The 17,808-nt window shown below is 71.1% G+C and carries 23 protein-coding genes; 16 read left to right on the plus strand and 7 right to left on the minus strand.

Annotated elements, in window-relative coordinates:
• Positions 1-18 precede the first annotated feature (18 nt).
• From BGO91_RS15250 to BGO91_RS15260, 3 genes are all read left to right on the plus strand, one after another.
• Positions 19-597, plus strand: a complete 579-nt coding sequence (locus tag BGO91_RS15250; protein WP_290473579.1) for a GNAT family N-acetyltransferase — start codon at positions 19-21, stop codon at positions 595-597.
• Positions 598-658: 61 nt separating this feature from the next.
• Positions 659-1,207 carry a DUF2781 domain-containing protein gene (locus BGO91_RS15255; protein WP_290473580.1) on the plus strand — a complete coding sequence of 183 codons (549 nt, stop codon included), beginning with the start codon at positions 659-661 and terminating at the stop codon, positions 1,205-1,207.
• 1 nt (position 1,208) lies between these two features.
• Positions 1,209-1,436, plus strand: coding sequence for a hypothetical protein (locus BGO91_RS15260; protein ID WP_290473581.1), 228 nt, complete (start codon positions 1,209-1,211; stop codon positions 1,434-1,436).
• A 20-nt stretch (positions 1,437-1,456) separates the two neighbouring features.
• On the opposite strand, the gene BGO91_RS15265 is transcribed toward BGO91_RS15260, so the two are convergent.
• Positions 1,457-1,792 (minus strand): multidrug efflux SMR transporter, encoded by a 336-nt coding sequence (locus BGO91_RS15265; protein ID WP_290473582.1) that lies wholly within the window; start codon positions 1,790-1,792, stop codon positions 1,457-1,459.
• A 33-nt stretch (positions 1,793-1,825) separates the two neighbouring features.
• Here BGO91_RS15265 and BGO91_RS15270 point away from each other — a divergent pair, with 33 nt between their 5' ends.
• Entirely contained in the window at positions 1,826-2,251 is a 426-nt protein-coding gene (locus BGO91_RS15270) for a VOC family protein (protein WP_290473583.1), read from the plus strand.
• Between the two features lie 180 nt (positions 2,252-2,431).
• Here BGO91_RS15270 and BGO91_RS15275 read toward each other — a convergent pair whose 3' ends face one another.
• The 3 genes from BGO91_RS15275 to BGO91_RS15285 are packed head-to-tail and all read right to left on the minus strand — an operon-like array spanning position 2,432 to position 4,466.
• Positions 2,432-3,208 (minus strand): hypothetical protein, encoded by a 777-nt coding sequence (locus tag BGO91_RS15275; RefSeq protein ID WP_290473584.1) that lies wholly within the window; start codon positions 3,206-3,208, stop codon positions 2,432-2,434.
• On the minus strand, positions 3,205-4,107 hold the full coding sequence (locus tag BGO91_RS15280; protein WP_290473585.1) for an ABC transporter ATP-binding protein: 903 nt from the start codon (positions 4,105-4,107) through the stop codon (positions 3,205-3,207). The genes BGO91_RS15275 and BGO91_RS15280 overlap by 4 nt, the downstream gene beginning before the upstream one ends.
• On the minus strand, positions 4,104-4,466 hold the full coding sequence (locus tag BGO91_RS15285; protein ID WP_290473586.1) for a GntR family transcriptional regulator: 363 nt from the start codon (positions 4,464-4,466) through the stop codon (positions 4,104-4,106). The genes BGO91_RS15280 and BGO91_RS15285 overlap by 4 nt, the downstream gene beginning before the upstream one ends.
• Positions 4,467-4,547: 81 nt before the next feature.
• Here BGO91_RS15285 and BGO91_RS15290 point away from each other — a divergent pair, with 81 nt between their 5' ends.
• Positions 4,548-5,975 (plus strand): amidase, encoded by a 1,428-nt coding sequence (locus BGO91_RS15290; protein WP_290473587.1) that lies wholly within the window; start codon positions 4,548-4,550, stop codon positions 5,973-5,975.
• Positions 5,972-6,574 (plus strand): hypothetical protein, encoded by a 603-nt coding sequence (locus BGO91_RS15295; protein ID WP_290473588.1) that lies wholly within the window; start codon positions 5,972-5,974, stop codon positions 6,572-6,574. Before BGO91_RS15290 ends, BGO91_RS15295 begins: the two co-directional genes overlap by 4 nt.
• 15 nt (positions 6,575-6,589) lie before the next feature.
• Here the strand turns inward: BGO91_RS15295 and BGO91_RS15300 are convergent, their stop codons facing one another.
• Together BGO91_RS15300 and BGO91_RS15305 are read right to left on the minus strand one after the other, a co-directional pair.
• Positions 6,590-6,850: a hypothetical protein gene (locus tag BGO91_RS15300; protein WP_290473589.1), complete on the minus strand. Its 261-nt coding sequence runs from the start codon at positions 6,848-6,850 to the stop codon at positions 6,590-6,592.
• Positions 6,851-6,854: 4 nt separating this feature from the next.
• Entirely contained in the window at positions 6,855-7,241 is a 387-nt protein-coding gene (locus BGO91_RS15305) for a DUF1844 domain-containing protein (RefSeq protein ID WP_021765186.1), read from the minus strand.
• 267 nt (positions 7,242-7,508) lie between these two features.
• Here BGO91_RS15305 and infC point away from each other — a divergent pair, with 267 nt between their 5' ends.
• Genes infC through rplT form a run of 3 tightly spaced genes read left to right on the plus strand, consistent with a single transcriptional unit; the run spans position 7,509 to position 8,778 of the window.
• Positions 7,509-8,165, plus strand: coding sequence for a translation initiation factor IF-3 (infC, locus tag BGO91_RS15310; RefSeq protein WP_081704095.1), 657 nt, complete (start codon positions 7,509-7,511; stop codon positions 8,163-8,165).
• Complete coding sequence (gene rpmI, locus BGO91_RS15315) at positions 8,165-8,359, plus strand: 50S ribosomal protein L35 (protein ID WP_290473590.1); 195 nt, start codon at positions 8,165-8,167, stop codon at positions 8,357-8,359. Before infC ends, rpmI begins: the two co-directional genes overlap by 1 nt.
• 32 nt (positions 8,360-8,391) lie before the next feature.
• A complete protein-coding gene (gene rplT / locus BGO91_RS15320) occupies positions 8,392-8,778 on the plus strand; it encodes a 50S ribosomal protein L20 (RefSeq protein WP_021765189.1) in 387 nt (128 codons plus the stop codon).
• A gap of 326 nt (positions 8,779-9,104) precedes the next feature.
• Here rplT and BGO91_RS15325 read toward each other — a convergent pair whose 3' ends face one another.
• Positions 9,105-9,434: a hypothetical protein gene (locus BGO91_RS15325; RefSeq protein WP_290473591.1), complete on the minus strand. Its 330-nt coding sequence runs from the start codon at positions 9,432-9,434 to the stop codon at positions 9,105-9,107.
• Between the two features lie 103 nt (positions 9,435-9,537).
• Here BGO91_RS15325 and BGO91_RS15330 point away from each other — a divergent pair, with 103 nt between their 5' ends.
• The 7 genes from BGO91_RS15330 (at position 9,538) to argJ (ending at position 17,807) form a co-directional block, all read left to right on the plus strand.
• Positions 9,538-10,338, plus strand: coding sequence for an RNA methyltransferase (locus BGO91_RS15330; protein ID WP_290473592.1), 801 nt, complete (start codon positions 9,538-9,540; stop codon positions 10,336-10,338).
• A gap of 51 nt (positions 10,339-10,389) precedes the next feature.
• Positions 10,390-10,752 (plus strand): metalloregulator ArsR/SmtB family transcription factor, encoded by a 363-nt coding sequence (locus BGO91_RS15335; protein WP_290473593.1) that lies wholly within the window; start codon positions 10,390-10,392, stop codon positions 10,750-10,752.
• Positions 10,749-11,792, plus strand: a complete 1,044-nt coding sequence (locus tag BGO91_RS15340; protein ID WP_290473594.1) for an SRPBCC domain-containing protein — start codon at positions 10,749-10,751, stop codon at positions 11,790-11,792. The genes BGO91_RS15335 and BGO91_RS15340 overlap by 4 nt, the downstream gene beginning before the upstream one ends.
• Before the next feature lie 11 nt (positions 11,793-11,803).
• Positions 11,804-12,844, plus strand: coding sequence for a phenylalanine--tRNA ligase subunit alpha (gene pheS / locus BGO91_RS15345; RefSeq protein WP_290473595.1), 1,041 nt, complete (start codon positions 11,804-11,806; stop codon positions 12,842-12,844).
• Entirely contained in the window at positions 12,844-15,387 is a 2,544-nt protein-coding gene (gene pheT, locus BGO91_RS15350; protein ID WP_290473596.1) for a phenylalanine--tRNA ligase subunit beta, read from the plus strand. The genes pheS and pheT overlap by 1 nt, the downstream gene beginning before the upstream one ends.
• 225 nt (positions 15,388-15,612) lie before the next feature.
• Positions 15,613-16,656, plus strand: a complete 1,044-nt coding sequence (argC, locus tag BGO91_RS15355; protein ID WP_290473597.1) for an N-acetyl-gamma-glutamyl-phosphate reductase — start codon at positions 15,613-15,615, stop codon at positions 16,654-16,656.
• Positions 16,653-17,807, plus strand: coding sequence for a bifunctional glutamate N-acetyltransferase/amino-acid acetyltransferase ArgJ (gene argJ, locus BGO91_RS15360; RefSeq protein WP_290473598.1), 1,155 nt, complete (start codon positions 16,653-16,655; stop codon positions 17,805-17,807). Before argC ends, argJ begins: the two co-directional genes overlap by 4 nt.
• Position 17,808 lies beyond the last annotated feature (1 nt).

Consider the following 17,808-nt stretch of genomic DNA (forward strand, 5'->3'; position numbering starts at 1 on the left):
CGACGTAGGCTTGTCGTCGTGCTGGAAGAGGAATACGAGACGCGCCGTGAGCTGCCGCGTCACCTGCGCAAGCCGCCGGCGGCCGAGCCCGCCTTCGAGTACGCGCTGCGCGAGGCGCGCCCGGAGGACCTGCCGCACGTCCGCGAGATCTACAACCACTACGTGGCGAACAGCACGGTGACCTTCGACGAGGACGCCATGACGCTCCGCGAGTGGCGCAGCAAGTACGCGTACCTCCACAAGCTCGGGATGCCGTTCATCGTGGCCGAGTCGCCGAACGGCCAGATCCTCGGCTACGCCCTGGTCTCGCCGTGGAAGCAGAAGCGGGCGTACCGCTTCACCGTCGAGAACTCGATCTACCTCGGCGCCGCCTCCACAGGCAAGGGGCTCGGCCCTGTGCTGATGCAGGAGCTGATCGACCGGTCGAAGGCCGCCGGACTCAAGGAGATGATCGCCGTCATCGCCGACAAGGGCGCCGAGGCGTCGATCAAGATGCACGAGAACTTCGGCTTCGTCGAGATCGGCCGGATGGGTCGCGTCGGCTACAAGTTCGATCGCTGGCTCGGCACGGTGCTGCTGCAGAAGTCGCTCAAGTGACTCCCGCCCCCGGGCGCGTCGCGTCCGTGTGATGCGGCGGGCACGGGGCTAGGCTCGCGCTGTGAGCACAGTGACTTCCGGCACCGGCCAGGTCGCACCCGCCGCCCCCGCGACGCCCGCGAACCTCCCGCTGCGCAAGCGGCCGATCGACATCTTCTTCCTGGTGATCTTCTCGTTGTTCGTGGTCACCTGCATCATCAGCGACGCCATCCCGACGCTCGGGATCCCGCAGACCGCCACGACGACGAACATCCTCGCCCAGTGGAACTACACGTACTCGTCGCAGTACGACCCGCTCTACCAGGCGGAGCCGCTGTGGCTGCGGTTCATCACCGGCACCAGTGCCTTCGTCTACCTGCCCTTCTACGTGCTGCTGATCGTCTGCCTCGTGAAGGGGTTCAACTGGATCCAGCTGTTCGCGGTGATCTACGCCACCATGATCATCAGCCTCACGGCCATCCCGATCTTCGGCGTCGAGTTCTTCGGCCCGGTGGGGGAGCGCACGCCGCACCCGATCATCTTCCTGCTGTACAACGGGCCGTACGTGCTGGTCCCGCTCCTGCTGCTCATCCGGATGCGCAAGCCCCTGCCGTTCACGAGGAGGTTCTGAGATGCCCCTGCTGGAAGACCTAACCGTCTACGAGGACGGCGACGTGTACACGGTCTACGACCACACCCTCCTGGAGGGCGACGAGATCGGCCGCGGGCGCCTCCTCGGCGAGATCCGCGTGACGGCGGACGGCACGTACGAGCCGTCCGGCCTCGGGGCGGTCTACGACTTTGTCTCGCCGGCGGGGACGATCGACGACGCGCTGGCGGCCTTCGTCGGCTCGGCCTGACCGGCCGGTCGGCGCCGGACTCAGGCGGGGTGCTTGCCGCCCAGCTCCAGCAGCCCGACGCCGCCGATCACGAGGACCAGCCCCGCGACCTGCACCCAGGTGAGGGGCTCCTTGAAGAACACCCAGGAGATCAGGGCGATCGCGGCGACGCCGACGGCCGACCAGATGGCGTAGGCGATGGCCAGCGGCACCCCGCGCGAGAGCGACTGGGAGAGGGCGACGAACGACGCGACGTAGCCGACCACGACGATCACGAACGCCCACCACTTCGGGTTGTCGCCCGAGGTGAACTTCAGGAACGTCGTGGCGACGATCTCGGTGGCGATCGCGATCCCGAGGAAGATGTATCCCAGCACGAGCACACGCTATCGATCGAGAAGGAGTCAGGGATGGACGACACGGCACGGGTACGGCAGTTGCGGATCGTGGTCGAGGCGGAGGACTACGACGCGGCGCTGGCGTTCTTCCGCGACGCGCTCGGGCTCCCCGAGCAGGAGGCGTACGCGGGCGACGGGGGAGCGCAGGTGACCATCCTCGACGCGGGGCGCGCGACGCTGGAGCTGGCCAATCCCGCGCAGAAGGCGATGATCGACCAGGTGGAGGTCGGGCGCCCGGTCGCACCGCACATCCGGCTGGCCTTCGAGGTGGGCGACGGCCGAGCGGTGACCGCGCACCTCGTCGACGCCGGCGCCGAGCTGATCGCGCCGCCCACGGTCACGCCGTGGAACTCGCTCAACTCGCGGCTGTCGGCTCCGGCCGGCCTCCAGCTCACGGTGTTCCAGGAGCTGGGGGAGGAGCCCGCCGCCGAAGCCTAGGAACGGGCTATGAACTCACTACGCATGCGGTGAAGAGCCCGTCCGGGCGGCCGTTCCGTTCGTAGGGTGGAGGCACGACATCGTCGGACGGCATTCGCCGGCCGAGTGAGGCCGATGAACAATCGTGGCCCGGGCATCTCGCTGTGCGAGGAGGGGTGCCCGGGCCACGTCCATGCCGGCTCAGCTCTTCGGCGTCGCCCTGCTGAGCACCACGTGGCCCGCCAGGGCGGCGAGCACGGTGGGGACGAGCAGCCAGGCGGCGAGGCCGAGCGGACCGGCGGAGGCGAACCAGTCGCCGACGGCCGGCCAGCTGTCGGTCAGCGTCACCAGGGCGACCACGCCGACGAGGAGCAGCACGAGCACCGCGCCGGCCGCGAGGATGCCGTTCATCCGCCAGCGCATGAAGAGCGTGGCCGAGAAGGCGCCGACGGCGAAGAAGAACAGCATCCCGCACAGGACGATGAAGAAGCGTCCGAGGAAGCTCTGGTCGGCGAAGTACACCGAGGTGTAGAGGTGGCCGCCGAGACCCCACCCGTTCGTCCACTCCTCGATCGCCGACAGCGTCGCGAATCCCAGCGCGTAGCCGATGGACAGGATCAGGAAGGTGAGCCCGGAGCCGAGCGAGAAGTCCCGGCGGGTGGTGCCGTACCCGAGGGCGAACGGGAAGGTCGCCGAGATCACCTGGATGCCGATCACCAGCATGTAGACGAAGACGTAGAACGCTCCGCCGCTCCACTGGGTGCCCTCGAGCGCCTTCGCGCGGTCGGGGCCGGCGCTCGCCGCCCAGATGATCCACCAGATGAGCCAGTTCACCAGCCAGATGAAGCCCATGATCACGATGGGCAGCCAGATGACGGTCCATTTGTTGACGAGGTTCAGCCGGACGATGCGCCAGACGCGGTGCTGGCGTGCTTCGGAGGTCGGGAGCGCCAGGGCTCCCGGATCGATCGCGGTCATGCGCTCTGCTCGAATTCTGTCTCTCGGACGTTGGTCTTGCGGACGATGAGCTGCTGGAGGGAGACCGGGGCGAGTTCCAGCCCGGCCGCCCCGGCGGCCGCGCGGTCGGCGCCGCTCAGGCCGGAGACGGTGACGGAGGCGAGGCCGCCGATCCCGTCGCGGTGGAGCACCTCGTGCGGCGCGACGAACGCGTCGACGGCGCTGCGGGGGCCGACCACCGTGGTGGCGGAGCTGCGCAGCTCCTCCGCGTCCTGGTCCATCAGGATGCGGCCCTGGTCGATGACGATCACGTGCTCGAGGAGGTTCGCCACCTCGTCGATCAGGTGCGTGGAGAGGACGACGGTTCGTGGGTGCTCGGCGAAGTCTTCGAGCAGGCGGTCGTAGAAGATCTGCCGCGCCACCGCGTCGAGGCCGAGGTACGGCTCGTCGAAGAAGGTCAGCGGCGCCCGGGAGGCGAGGCCGACGATCACGCCGACAGCGGAGAGCTGGCCGCGGGACAGCTTCTTGATGCGGCGGTTCACGGGGAGGCGGAAGTCCTCGATCAGGCGCTCGGCGAACTCGGCGTCCCAGTGCTCGAAGAACCACGGCGCGCTGCGGAAGACGTGCTTCGGCTGGAAGTCCTCCGGGTAGCGCTGGCTCTCCTTGATGAAGCAGAGGTGCGAGAGCACGCGCGCGTTCTCGGCGGGGTTCTCGCCGAAGACGCGGATGTCGCCGGAGCTGGGGAAGTCCTGGCCGGTGATCAGCTGCATGAGCGTGGTCTTGCCGGCGCCGTTGCGGCCGAGCAGGCCGTGGATGCGGCCGGGCTGGATGGTGACGGAGACGTCGTCGATCGCGGTGAACGACCCGAATCTCTTGGTCAGTCCCGAGACCTGCACGGCCGGGACGGGGGCGGCGCTCATGCGCGCACTCCTTCCGTTTGGATCATCTGGGCGAGCTGGGTGGGGTCGATGCCGAGCTTGGCGGCCTCGGTGAGGAGCGGGCGGAGGTATTCGTCGCGGAACGCCTCGCGCCGCTTGGCGACGAGCTGCTCCCGAGCCCCCGTGGAGACGAACATTCCGATGCCTCGTTTCTTGTAGAGGATCCCCTCGTCGACGAGGAGGTTGACGCCTTTGCCGGCCGTGGCCGGGTTGATGCGGTAGAAGGCGGCGAACTCGTTCGTGGACGGCACCTGCGTCTCGGCGGGGTAGACCCCGTCGATGATGTCGTCCTCGATCTGCTCGGCGATCTGCACGAAGATCGGCTTGCCCTCTTCGATCATCCGAACCTCTTTGGTTCATTACTCATGTAACTAACCAACCAGGCCTGTCCCGGTTTGTCAAGAGCGAGATAGCCTGGCGCTATGGCGGAACTCCACGAGCTCACCGCGCTCGCGCTCTGGCAGGAGCTGCAGAGCGGACGCGTCTCCCCTCGCGAGCTGACCTCGCACTACCTCGACCGCATCGAGCGGCTCAACCCGGAACTCGGAGCGTTCGTCACGGTCACGCGCGACGCCGCACTGACCCGGGCGGACGAGGTGGCGGAGCACGTCCCGAAGACCGCGCCGCTCTGGGGGCTGCCCTCGGGCGACAAGGACCTCTGGCGTCGCGCCGGCGTCCCCGCCGGCTTCGGCTCGCGGGCCTTCGCCGGCTATGTCCCCGACACGAGCGACGAGATCGTCGAGACCCTGGATGCCGCGGGAGCCGTCAGCCTCGGCAAGACCAACGCACCCGAGTTCGGGCTGCCCGCCTACACGGAGTCGCTCGCTGCGCCTCCCGCGCGCAACCCGTGGGATCCCGCGCTCGGTGCCGGCGGCTCCAGCGGCGGCGCGGCCGTTGCCGTGGCCAGCGGGATGCTGCCCTTCGCGCCCGGCTCGGACGGCGGCGGTTCCGTCCGTATTCCCGCAGCGGCATGCGGTCTCGTCGGCCTCAAGCCCACCCGCGGTCTCGTCCCCGCGGGCAGCGGGATCGCCTCCCTCGGCGGGCTCGTCGTCGACGGCCCGCTGGCGCGCACCACCGCCGACGCCGCCCTGCTCCTCGACGGGATGATCGCCAAGGTCGGCGACCGCATCGGCCACCACTACACGCTTCGCGCTCCGTACGACGACGACGGCCCCTTCCTCGGCACCGCCGTCCGCGGCGAGGGCCGCTTCCAGCTGGGCGTGATGACGACCTCGGCCTGGGACGACGCCTACGAGATCACCATCGCCCCGGAGGCGCGCGCCGCCCTCGACGCCGCCGTCGACGCCTTCACCGCGATGGGTCACGGGATGGAGGAGACCGCGCTGCGTCCCGACCCGACCTACGCACCCGCGTTCCGCACCATCTGGCAGGCCGGCGCCGCGGGCGTCCCGCTCGAGGGCGAGGCGCTCGACCTCCTGGAGCCGCTCACCTCCTGGCTCGTCCGCCGCGGCCGCGAGCTCGGCGCCCGCGAGCTCAGCGAGGCACTGTCGGCGCTGACCGCCTACGAGCGCTCGTTCATCGCCCAGCTGTCGTCGTTCGACGCCGTGCTCACCCCGGCCCTGGCGATGACGCCGCGACCCGTCGGCTGGTACGACGCCGACGACGGCGAGCACAACTTCGCCCAGCAGGTGCAGTACACGCCGTTCACCTCCATGGTGAACGTCACCGGCCTCCCCGCGATCGTGCTGCCCATCGCACAGACCGAGAACGGCCTCCCGATGGGCGTGCAGCTGATCGGCCGCCCCGGAGGCGAGCGCACGCTGCTCTCCCTGGCCGCGCAGCTGGAGCGGACGGTGCGCTGGACGGACCGCCGGCCGCCGCGCTGGTGACGAGCGACGCCGTCGCGATTCCCTGGGGGTCGGACAAGCAGAGCGTGTCCGGCTACGTGCTCGAGGGCCGGCGCATCGCACTGAGAGTGTTCCTCCCCGGAATCGACGCCGCCGGGAGGCTCCGTCGATGGCGGTCCCTCACCGGTGAGGAGGTCGTCGGAACGACGCGGTGGAGGGACCTCGTCGAATCGCACGACGACCTCCCCGCAGCCGAAGCGATCGACCCCGCCACCGGCACCATCGACGGTGCGACGGCGGCCGCGTTGTCGGACAGCCTCAGAACCCTCGTCGGGGATGTGGACGTGCACGTCGCCCGCTGGCGGGGGTACGTGGGTGATGCGACTCCCGCGTCGGGACCGCTGGACGGGGAGCACACTGTGACGACCGAGCCCCTCGCGGCGGTGTTCACTCCCGCGCGTCCGCTGCCGTCCTTCGTGTGGATCCCGGAGGCGCGGCTGTCGATCGGGGCGCCGCTCTACGCCGACTCGGTGTTCGTCTCCGGGCCCGAGGAGAGCCTGGCCGCGATCGCCCGGGATTCGGAGCTGGAGAGCGCCGCCCTGCTCGCCGATCAGCCGCTTCCCCTGCCGGGCCTGGAGTAGCCCGACCCGCAGCCGTCAGTCGAGCGTCCGCCGCAGCGCCGCGGGCGCCCGGTTGTGCCAGGCGTCGGTGACGAGCTCGCGCAGGAGCGCCGGTTCGATGGTCGCGAACGCGACCTGCGCGGCGGAGAGACGGCCGGCGAACCAGCGCTCCGAGCAGTGCTCCGGCCACGCCGCGGCGGCGTCGCCGATGCCGGCCTCGCCGAGCATCAGGTTGATCGTCGACGACTCCGCGTCGAGCATGGTGGCGAACCGGGTGCCGCGCACGGCGGCGTCCACGGGATCAGTTGACGGGGCCGGTGTACTTCTCGCCCGGGCCCTTGCCGATCTCGTCGGGGATGGGGGAGGCCTCGCGGAAGGCCAGCTGGAGGGAGCGCAGTCCGTCGCGCAGGCTGCGCGCGTGCTGGTCGCCCAGGTGCGCCGCGCTCGCAGTGACGAGGCCGGCGAGGGCGTCGATCAGCTTGCGGGCCTCGTCGAGGTCGGTCTGCGCGTCGGGGTCGTCGGCGAGCCCGCACTTGACCGCGGCGGCGCTCATCAGGTGCACCGCCGTGGTGGTGATGACCTCGACGGCGGGCACGTCGGCGATGTCGCGCGTGGCCTCAGAGAGGGCCTCGTCGTGGTGCTGGGGGTCGGCCTCCTGGTAGGAGAAGGAGGGGGATGTGTCGCTCACTGCATTCCTCTGTTAGAATCGTTCGGGCTCCGGGACTTCTGTCCCGGTACGAAAGTGGAGATTCCTCCCACCCGCGCTTGACCGCTTACAGGTTACCGGGTTGTTGCACTCCGCCGATGCGCTCCGGCGCGGAGGTAGACAGGGTGCTGTACCAAGCACTGCGATTTCGATCGCAGGGCTGTGCTGGTGCGTGGAACCTCCTCTTTCGCCGGATCGTCTCCCGATGATCCGCGGCTGTGAAGCATCGCTCGATCAGAGGAGACAAACATCAGCGATCCCCGTACGAATGACCGTATCCGCGTCCCCGAAGTTCGACTCGTCGGCCCCAGCGGAGAGCAGGTCGGTGTCGTCAAGATCGAGGTCGCCATCCGGCTCGCTCAGGAGGCGGACCTCGACCTCGTCGAGGTTGCGCCGAACTCCAAGCCGCCGGTCGCGAAGATCATGGACTACGGCAAGTTCAAGTACGAGGCTGCGCAGAAGGCCAAGGAGGCCCGGCGCAACCAGGCGAACACCATCCTCAAAGAGGTGCGGTTCCGCCTCAAGATCGACAAGCACGACTACGAGACCAAGCGCAAGCGCGCCGAAGGCTTCCTGAAGGCCGGCGACAAGGTCAAGGCCATGATCCTCTTCCGCGGTCGCGAGCAGTCGCGCCCCGAGCAGGGTGTCCGCCTCCTGCAGCGCTTCGCCGAGGACGTCGCCGAACTGGGCCAGGTCGAGTCGAACCCGACCATCGACGGCCGCAACATGGTGATGATCATCAGCCCCCTGAAGAACAAGTCCGAGGCCAAGGCCGAGGCCAACGCACAACGTGCCGCATCGAAGGCTCGCGCCCAGGGGCGCGACACCGATGAGGTTGCTGACGCAGACGACGCTGCGCAGTCCGACGAGAGTTCGCCCGCCCAGGCGACCAACGAGGAGAAGTAATGCCCAAGCAGAAGACCCACTCCGGCGCCAAGAAGCGCTTCAAGATCACCGGCTCCGGCAAGGTCATGAAGCAGCAGGCCGGCATGCGCCACAACCTTGAGGTCAAGTCCAGCGACCGCAAGCGTCGCCTGAACGCCGACCAGGTCGTGCCCGAGGTGGACGCGAAGGTCGTCCGCCGGATGCTCGGCAAGTAACCCCACCCGTACGTTTTAAGGAAGTTTGACTAATGGCAAGAGTGAAGAGGGCTGTCAACGCCCACAAGAAGCGTCGGGTCATCCTCGAGCGCGCCGAGGGCTACCGCGGGCAGCGGTCGCGCCTCTACCGCAAGGCCAAGGAGCAGGTCACCCACTCGCTCGTCTACTCGTACCGTGACCGCCGCCAGCGCAAGGGCGACTTCCGTCGTCTCTGGATCCAGCGCATCAACGCCGCGAGCCGCGCCAACGGCCTCACCTACAACCGTCTGATCCAGGGCCTCGGCCTGGCGGGCGTCGAGGTGGACCGTCGCATCCTCGCCGAGCTGGCCGTCACCGAGCCCGCGACCTTCGCGGCCCTCGTCGAGACCGCCAAGAAGGCCCTCCCGGCCGACACCTCGGCCCCGAAGGCCGCCGCGTAAGCAGCTGCACCACCACGAACGGCCCGGTCGACTCACGTCGACCGGGCCGTTCTGCGTCTGCGTCGCCGGCTCCCGAGCAACTCCGGAGAATCTCGGCCAGGGCAGGCGAATCACCGTTCGAACGGTGAACTGAGCGGCGCGCCGTATGCGGTCTCCGGAGTTGCAAGTCGACACCGGCAACTCGGGACGGTCGCGAGGGTCGGCGTGGGATGGCACGTGCGGCGCCGGAACTCCGGACGATCGGGAGGACGCGCCGCTCAGTTCACCGGAGTTCCGGCGTTCCCGGCCGGCAGCCGGCTGATTTCCGGAATTGCGGGGCGCCGGGGTCAGTCGTCGCCGCCGTGACCGCCGTGGCCGGGCTCGGTGCCGTGGTCGCCGTGGTCGTCGCCCACGTCGTGCGTTGCGGGGTTGTCGGCGCCCTGGTCGTCGCCGATGTCGTGGGTGGCGGGGCCCGGCGCGGGCACCGCGGCGGGGGTGGGGCGCGGTGCCGGCGGGGAGGGCGTCGCGGCGGGCACGCCGACGTGGTCCTCGATCACGCTGGGCGGGTCGTCGGCGCCGCCGCGTCCGGTCGTGGCGGCCAGCGCTCCTGCCGTGCCCGCGCTCAGCGCGAGTGCGACGGCACCCGCGATCACCGCTGCTCTGGTTCCTGTCCTCATGGGTCCTGCCTCCTTCGGCTCTTCCCTGGGACACGAGACGCGGCGCGAAAGGGTTCGATCCAGCCTCCCGAGCCCGGCAGAGGGCTGCCCCTAAGCTGGTCGCATGCTTGACAATCCGCGCTCTCCGCGCGTCCGATCCGTTGCGAAGCTGGCGAAGCGGAACGCCCGGTCAGAGACCGGCCTCTTCCTGCTCGAAGGGCCGCAGGCCGTCGCCGAGGCGCTCGGCTTCCGCCCCGAACTCGTGGTGGAGCTCTACGCCACGCCCACCGCGCTCGAGCGCTACATGGACATCGCGCAGACCGCCGTCGAGGCGGGCGTCGATGTCGAGTTCGTGACCGAGCAGGTGCTCGAGACGATGGCCGACACGGTGACGCCGCAGGGCTTCGTCGCGGTCTGCCGGCAGTTCCCGACCTCGGTGAAGGACATCTTCGCCGACGGACCGAAGCTCGTCGCCGTGCTGGAGGAGGTCCGGGATCCGGGCAACGCCGGCACGATCATCCGGGCCGCGGACTCGGCCGGAGCGGACGCGGTCGTGCTCACCGGTCGCACGGTCGACCTCTACAACCCGAAGGTGGTCCGCTCGACCACCGGCTCGCTCTTCCACGTGCCCGTCGCGGTCGGTGCCGACCTGGCCGACGTGATCGGTCGCGCGCGGTCGGCCGGGCTCACGGTGCTCGCGGCGGACATCAAGGGGGAGGACCTGCTCGCCGCCCGCATGGACGGCCTCCTCGCCCGCCCCACGGCCTGGGTCTTCGGCAACGAGGCCCACGGGCTCGACGACGAGCAGCTGGAGCTGGTGGACCGCGCCGTCACGGTGCCGATCTACGGCAAGGCCGAGTCGATGAACCTCGCCACGGCGGCCTCCGTCTGTCTCTACGAATCGGCGTTCGCGCAGCGGTCCTGACCCAGCCCTTAACCGTTGCGTTATATAACGCGACGATGATAGGTTGCTGCCATGGACGCATTGGAAGCCGTCGGGGACCCCGTCCGCCGACGTTTCGTGGAGCTGCTGGCGGCGGGTGAGCGCACCGCGGGAGAGCTCGCCGCGCTGGCCGCGGACGAGTTCGGCATCAGCCAGCCCGCGGCGTCGCGACACCTCCGCGTGCTGCGGGAGGCGGGCGTCGCCGACTCCCGGGTGAGCGGCCAGCAGCGGGTCTACACGCTCGACGGCGCCGGACTCGCCGACGCGGCCGCCTGGTTCGACGGGCTGGGCGCGTTCTGGGAGCAGCGCCTCGACGCGCTCGGCACCGAGCTCGCCCGCGGCCGCAAGCGGACCCGCCCTGATCGGCCCTCCTCCGTGCGGGCGGTCGGATCGTGACGCTCTGGGGGGACATCGCGCTCGACGGCGCACGCCGCTCGGTCACCGTGGAGCGGGAGTACCCCGCGACGCCGGCCGAGCTCTGGAGCGCCCTCACCGATCCCGCGCGCCTCGCCCGCTGGATCGGCGTCGTCAGCGGGACGCGGGCTGCGTTCCAGCTCGACATGGGCGGCCCCGGCCAGGACGCCCGGGTGTCCGGGCGCGTGCTGGCGTGCGAGCCGGGGTCCCGCCTCCTCGTCAGCTGGCGGTTCGCCGGAGCGGGGGAGACGGAGGCCGAGACCGAGCTCGAGGCGACGATCGAGCCGAGAGGGGAGGCCGCGGCCCTCCTGCGGCTGCATCATCGCCGCGTGCAGGCGGTGACGGCCTCGGTCTACGGCGCGGGCTGGCAGGACGTGCTCACGCACCTGGCCAGGGAGCTCGGAGCGTCCGCCTCGGCCGAGGAGCACGACGGCTATCTCGGCGGTGCCGCTGACCCGGCGGCCTTCGACGCCGCGCTCGCCGACTATCGCACGGCGGAGGCCGCACTCGTCGCGGGGGAGACCGAGCGCGTCGACGGACTCTCGGGAGTGCTGCTGCGCCGGGTGCTCGACGCCCCGCGACCGGACGTGTGGGACGCCCTCACCCTCCCGGACCGGGTCGGCCGCTGGCTCTGGCCCGTGCTCGGCTGGCCGGACGATCCCGCGCGCGAGCGCCGGCTGCGGCTGGGCGACGTCATGCGCCTCGGCGACGAGAACGTGGAGGGCGGCGTGCAGGAGCTGGAGGTGCTCGACCTCGACGAGGGCCGGCTCCTCCGCCTCAGCTGGGGCACCGCGTCCGTCGCCTTCCGGCTCGACGACGGCGACGCCGGCACGACCGTCCTCACCCTGGTGCAGGACCCGATCGAGGAGATCTTCGGCGCCGGGCGGCTGCGCTCGGCGCCGGACTTCGCGGCGGGCTGGCACACGCTGGTCGACCAGCTCACGCTCCTGCTCGCCGGTCTGACGGTCCCTGATCCGCAGGGGCTCTGGGAGGCCGCTTATCCGGTGTACGCCGACGACTAGACTGAGGAACCGTGTCTGAAACCACCGAAATCACCGAAGGCTCGGTCGAAGCGGCGGTCGAGGCGGCGCTCGCCGCGATCGACGCCGCGGGCGACTCGGCCGCGCTCAAGGCCGTGCGGCACGAGCACACCGCGGAGGGCTCGCCGCTCGCGCGCCTGAACGCGAGCATCCGCTCCCTGCCCGGCGACCAGAAGGCCGCGGCGGGCAAGCTCGTCGGCGGCGCCCGCGCCCGCGTCGGCCAGGCGTTCGCCGCCAAGGAGCAGGCGATCGCCGCCCAGGAGGAGGCCGCAGCGCTGGCCGCCGAGACGGTCGACGTCACCGCCCTCGCTTCCCGCTGGACCCCCGGCGCCCGGCACCCGCTGTCCCTCCTGCAGGAGCGCATCGCCGACAGCTTCGTCGGCATGGGCTGGGAGGTCGCGGAGGGGCCGGAGCTCGAGAGCGAGTGGTACAACTTCGACGCGCTGAACTTCGACGCCGACCACCCGGCGCGCGCGATGCAGGACACCTTCTTCGCCGCGCCCACCGACTCGCACCTCGTGCTGCGCACCCACACCTCCCCGGTGCAGCTGCGCGCCCTGCTCGGCAACGAGCTGCCCGTCTACCGGATCGCGCCCGGGCGCGTGTTCCGCACCGACGAGTTCGACGCCACCCACCTGCCGGTCTTCACCCAGACCGAGGGCATCGCCGTCGACAAGGGCCTGACGATGGCGCACCTGCGCGGCACCCTCGACCACTTCGTCAAGACGCTGTTCGGCGACGAGGCGAAGGTGCGCCTGCGCCCGAACTACTTCCCCTTCACCGAGCCGAGCGCCGAGCTCGACCTGTGGCACCCGACCTTCAAGGGCGGCGCGCGCTGGATCGAGTGGGGCGGCTGCGGCATGGTCAACCCGAACGTGCTCCGCTCCGCGGGCATCGACCCCGACGTCTACTCGGGCTTCGCGTTCGGTGTGGGCGTCGAGCGGGCGCTGATGTTCCGCAACGACGTGAAAGACATGCGCGACATGGCCGAGGGCGATGTCCGCTTCTCCCAGCAGTTCGGAATGGTGGTCTGATGCGCGTCCCCCTGAGTTGGCTCGGCGAGTACGTCGACCTCGAGCCCGGAACGACCGCGGAGGAGGTGCACGCCGCCCTCGTCGCCGTCGGGCTCGAGGAGGAGGACATCCACACCTTCGAGATCTCCGGACCGGTTGTCGTCGGTGAGGTGCTCGACTTCGTCGAGGAGCCGCAGAGCAACGGGAAGACGATCCGTTGGTGCCAGGTGCGCGTCGCCCCCGAGGGGCAGACGGCGGCCGACGGCGGCGAGGACGTGCGCGGCATCGTCTGCGGCGCGAGCAACTTCCTGCGCGGCGACAAGGTCGTGGTGACCCTGCCCGGCTCGGTGCTGCCCGGCCCGTTCCCGATCGCGGCCCGCAAGACCTACGGTCACGTGTCGGACGGCATGATCGCCTCGACCCGCGAGCTCGGCCTCGGCGACGACCACGCCGGCATCCTGCGCCTCGTCACCATGGGCCTCGACCCGGAGGTCGGGACCGACGCGATCTCGCTGCTCGGCCTGGACGACACGGCCGTGGAGGTCAACGTCACCCCCGACCGCGGCTACGCGTTCTCGATCCGCGGCATCGCCCGAGAGTACTCGCACGCGACGGGAGCGGCCTTCCGCGACCCGGCCGACGCCGTCACGGTCGCCCCGGCGGCCGAGCACGCGCGCGGCTTCTCGGTCGCGATCGACGACCGCGCGCCCATCCGTGGGCGCATCGGCTCCAGCGTGTTCGTCACCCGTGTCGTGCGCGACGTGGACGGCAGCCGCCCGACGCCGCCGTGGATGGTGTCGCGCCTCAAGCTCGCCGGCATCCGCTCGATCTCGCTCATCGTCGACATCACGAACTACGTGATGCTGGAGCTCGGCCAGCCGATCCACGGCTACGACCTCGACAAGGTGACCGGCGGTCTCGTCGTGCGCCGGGCGCACCCGGGGGAGACCCTGGTCACGCTCGACGAGCAGGCGCGCGCGCTGCACGTCGAGGACCTCCTGATCACCGACGACTCCGGCGCCATCGGCCTCGCGGGCGTGATGGGCGGCGCCTCCACCGAGATCGGGGAGGGCACCACCAACGTCCTGATCGAGGCCGCGAACTTCGACCCGGTGTCGATCGCCCGCACCGCCCGCCGGCACAAGCTGCCGAGCGAGGCGTCCAAGCGCTTCGAGCGCGGGGTCGACCCGCGCGTCGCCGTGGCGGCCGCGGCGCGCGTCGTGCAGCTGCTCGAGCAGCTCGCCGGCGGCCACGCCGACGAGCTCGGCTCGCTGCACGACGCCGCGACCGACGCGGAGGCGATCCGCCTCCCTGACGGCTACATCGCCGGCCTGATCGGCGTGGAGTTCACCGCGGACGAGGTGCGCGGGGCGCTCGCCGAGATCGGCGGAGCGGTCTCCGAGACCGCCGGTGCGCTCCTCGTCGTTCCGCCGAGCTGGCGGCCCGACCTGCTCGACAAGTCGGACCTCGCGGAGGAGGTCGCCCGCATCGTCGGGTACGACCGCATCCCCTCGGTGCTGCCGGTCGCGCCTCCCGGGCGCGGGCTCAGCCGCGAGCAGAAGCTCCGCCGCGGCGTCGCGCAGATCCTCGCGGACAACGGCGCCACCGAGGTGCTCGCCTTCCCGTTCGTGAGCGAGAAGCAGAACGACCTCTTCGGCTCGCCCGAGGCCGGCGGCGTGCCCGCGGTCAAGCTGGCCAACGCGCTCGACGCGACCGCGCCGTACCTGCGCACGTCGCTCCTGCCTGGACTCGTGGAGGTCGCCAAGCGCAACATCGCCCGTGGCCTCGTCGACCTGTCGATCTACGAGCTCGGCACCGTGTTCCTCCCGGACGCGTCGCAGCTCGGCAGCGAGACGCTCCCGCCCGGCGCCGCGCTCCCCGACGAGGAGACCCTCGGCGCCCTGAACGCCGGCATCCCGGCCCAGCCCCGGCATCTCGCCGGGCTGGTCGTCGGCCACACGGTCGAGAAGCAGCCCGGGCTGGAGGCGGTCGCCGCCGGCATCGCCGACGCCCTCGCCATGGTCGCGCAGACCGCTGCGGCGGTCGGCGTGCAGGTCCGCCCGGAACAGAGCAGCCACCAGGCCCTGCACCCGGGACGCACCGCGCGGCTCCTCGCCCGCGGTCGCGACGGCGTGGAGACGGCCGTCGGCTATGCGGGAGAGCTCCTCCCCGCCCTGGCGGCCGAGCTCGACCTGCCCCGCGTGGTCGCCGTGTTCGAACTCGACCTGGACGCGCTCATCGCCGTTTCGTCCGACGACATCGTCGCCCGTGTGATCGCCGGCTTCCCTGCCGCGACGCAGGACCTCTCCCTGGTGGTGCCCGCCGAGGTGCCCGCGGGCGAGGTGCTCGCCGCGGTGCAGGAGGGTGCGGGCGCGCTGCTCGAAGACATCCGCCTCGTCGACGACTACCGCGGCACCGGGCTGCCGGAGGGACGCAAGAGCCTGACGTTCGCCCTGCGCTTCCGCGCCGAGGACCGCACTCTCACCGCCGCCGAGGCGAGCGAGGCGAAGCTCTCCGGAGCGGCGCTCGCCGCCGAGCGGTTCGGGGCGGCCATCCGCGAATGACGCCGTGGCGCCCGCCGAGTGGCGGCGGGCGCCGCGGGGCCGCTAGGGTGGACGCATGCTTTCCGTCCGGTGCACCGCGAGCTCGCGTGCGGCCCTCGCCGCCCGCGCCCTGCGCCGACGCCTGCGCGACCGCCGAATCTAGGCGGCGTTCGGGCGACCCTTCGTGGGTCGACGTGGGCGTCGCCGTCGCCGAGGCCCCTGTCGTCCACTCACTAAGGAAGTAGCATGACCTTCTCGGTCGCCGTCGCCGGCGCATCCGGATACGCGGGTGGGGAGCTCCTCCGCATCCTCGCCGATCACCCGGACTTCGAGATCCGCACCGTGACCGCGCATCAGAACGCCGGTCACCCCCTCATCGCGCACCAGCCGCACCTGCGCTCGCTGGCGCACCTCACGCTCGTCGAGTCGACGGCCGAGAACCTCTCCGGCCACGACATCGTCTTCCTCGCCCTGCCGCACGGCAAGTCGGGCGAGATCGCCGCGCAGCTGCCGGCGGAGACGCTCGTCGTCGACTGCGGCGCCGACCACCGCCTGGAGGACCCGGCCGACTGGGCCGCCTTCTACGGCGGCGAGCACTTCGGCTCGTGGGCATACGGCGTGCCGGAGCTGCAGGTCGGTGACGGCCGCCAGCGCGAGAACATCGTCGGCGCGACGCGCATCGCCGCACCGGGATGCAACGCCAGCGCCGTCTCGCTCGCACTCGCGCCGGGCATCCACTCGGGACTGGTCGAGGAGCAGGACGTGGTCGCGGTGCTCGCGGTCGGCCCTTCGGGCGCGGGCAAGAGCCTCAAGACGATGTACCTCGCGAGCGAGATCCTCGGCTCCGCCAACCCGTACGCGGTCGGGGGCACGCACCGCCACATCCCGGAGATCCAGCAGAACCTCCGCAAGGCCGGCGCCACCGCCCCCACCGTCTCCTTCACGCCGGTGCTCGTGCCGATGTCGCGGGGCATCCTGGCGACCACGACCGCGCGGGTGAAGCCCGGCGTCACGGCCGAGCAGGTGCAGGCGACGTGGGAGGCCGCGTATGCGGACGAGCCGTTCGTGCACGTGCTGCCCGCCGGGTCCGTGCCGCGGACCGCCGACGTGCTCGGCTCGAACACCGTGCTGATCGGGGTCGCCCTGGACGAGGCCGCGGGCCGCGTCGTGACGGTGCTCGCGATCGACAACCTCTACAAGGGGACGGCCGGCGCCGCCATCCAGTCCGCCAACATCGCCCTCGGCCTCGACGAGACGACGGGCCTCGCAGTGAATGGAGTCGCACCGTGAGCGTTACCGCAGCATCGGGATTCGCCGCCGCCGGCGTCGTCGCCGGACTCAAGTCGAGCGGCAAGCGCGACCTCGCGCTCGTGCGCAACCTCGGCCCGCTCACCGCCGCGGCCGCCGTCTTCACCACCAACCGCTGCAAGGCGAACCCGGTGCTGTGGAGCGAGCAGGTCATGACCGACGGCGTCGTGTCGGCGATCGTCCTCAACTCCGGCGGCGCCAACTGCTACACCGGCGCGCAGGGCTTCCAGACCACGCACGCGACGGCCGAGGCCGTGGCCGAGCGGCTCGGCGTCTCCGCCGGCGACGTGCTCGTCTGCTCGACCGGCCTGATCGGCGACCAGCTCGACCTGAGCAAGCTCATCGCGGGCGTCGAGTCGGCCTCCACCGCGCTGGCGACCGACGCCGGCCTGGGCGCCGCCGAGGCCATCATGACCACCGACACCCGTCCGAAGGAGGCCGAGCACCGCGCGGCCGAGGGCTGGACGGTCGGCGGCATGGCGAAGGGCGCCGGGATGCTGGCGCCGGGCCTCGCGACCATGCTCGTGGTGCTCACCACCGACGCCGTGCTCGACTCCGAGCAGCTGGACCGCGCACTGCGCACCGCCACCCGGGTCACCTTCGACCGGCTCGACTCCGACGGCTGCATGTCCACCAACGACACCGTCGCCCTGCTCGGCTCCGGCGCGAGCGGCGTGGTGCCCGACGAGGCGGCGTTCGCGCTCGCCCTCACCGAGGTGTGCCGCAGCCTGGCCGAGCAGCTCCAGGCCGACGCCGAGGGCGCCTCCCACGACATCGCCATCGAGGTCGTGAACGCGCACTCGGAGGACGAGGCAGTGGAGGTCGGACGCGCGGTCTCGCGCAGCAACCTCTTCAAGGCCGCGATCTTCGGCAACGACCCCAACTGGGGCCGGGTGCTCGCCGCCGTCGGCACGACCGGCGCCGCGTTCGACCCGTACGGCATCGACGTCGCGATCAACGGCGTCCAGGTCTGCACCGCGGGGGAGCCGGACCAGCCGCGCGACCTCGTGGACCTCACGCCCCGCGCCGTGCACGTGTTGATCGACCTGCACGCGGGGGCCGAGACGGCGACCATCCTGACCAACGACCTCACGCACGACTACGTGCACGAGAACAGTGCGTACGCCAGCTGAG

Origin of the sequence: Leifsonia sp. 71-9 (assembly GCF_001898805.1) — a bacterium.
GTDB lineage: Bacteria > Actinomycetota > Actinomycetes > Actinomycetales > Microbacteriaceae > Leifsonia.

Coding starts and splice junctions, on each gene's coding strand:
- BGO91_RS15260 (WP_290473581.1), top strand. CDS start 1,209: ATGCCCCTGCTGGAAGACCTAACCGTCTACGAGGACGGCGACGTGTAC.
- BGO91_RS15270 (WP_290473583.1), top strand. CDS start 1,826: ATGGACGACACGGCACGGGTACGGCAGTTGCGGATCGTGGTCGAGGCG.
- BGO91_RS15275 (WP_290473584.1), bottom strand. CDS start 3,208: ATGACCGCGATCGATCCGGGAGCCCTGGCGCTCCCGACCTCCGAAGCA.
- BGO91_RS15280 (WP_290473585.1), bottom strand. CDS start 4,107: ATGAGCGCCGCCCCCGTCCCGGCCGTGCAGGTCTCGGGACTGACCAAG.
- BGO91_RS15285 (WP_290473586.1), bottom strand. CDS start 4,466: ATGATCGAAGAGGGCAAGCCGATCTTCGTGCAGATCGCCGAGCAGATC.
- BGO91_RS15290 (WP_290473587.1), top strand. CDS start 4,548: ATGGCGGAACTCCACGAGCTCACCGCGCTCGCGCTCTGGCAGGAGCTG.
- rpmI (WP_290473590.1), top strand. CDS start 8,165: ATGCCCAAGCAGAAGACCCACTCCGGCGCCAAGAAGCGCTTCAAGATC.
- rplT (WP_021765189.1), top strand. CDS start 8,392: ATGGCAAGAGTGAAGAGGGCTGTCAACGCCCACAAGAAGCGTCGGGTC.
- BGO91_RS15325 (WP_290473591.1), bottom strand. CDS start 9,434: ATGAGGACAGGAACCAGAGCAGCGGTGATCGCGGGTGCCGTCGCACTC.
- BGO91_RS15330 (WP_290473592.1), top strand. CDS start 9,538: ATGCTTGACAATCCGCGCTCTCCGCGCGTCCGATCCGTTGCGAAGCTG.
- BGO91_RS15335 (WP_290473593.1), top strand. CDS start 10,390: ATGGACGCATTGGAAGCCGTCGGGGACCCCGTCCGCCGACGTTTCGTG.
- pheT (WP_290473596.1), top strand. CDS start 12,844: ATGCGCGTCCCCCTGAGTTGGCTCGGCGAGTACGTCGACCTCGAGCCC.
- argC (WP_290473597.1), top strand. CDS start 15,613: ATGACCTTCTCGGTCGCCGTCGCCGGCGCATCCGGATACGCGGGTGGG.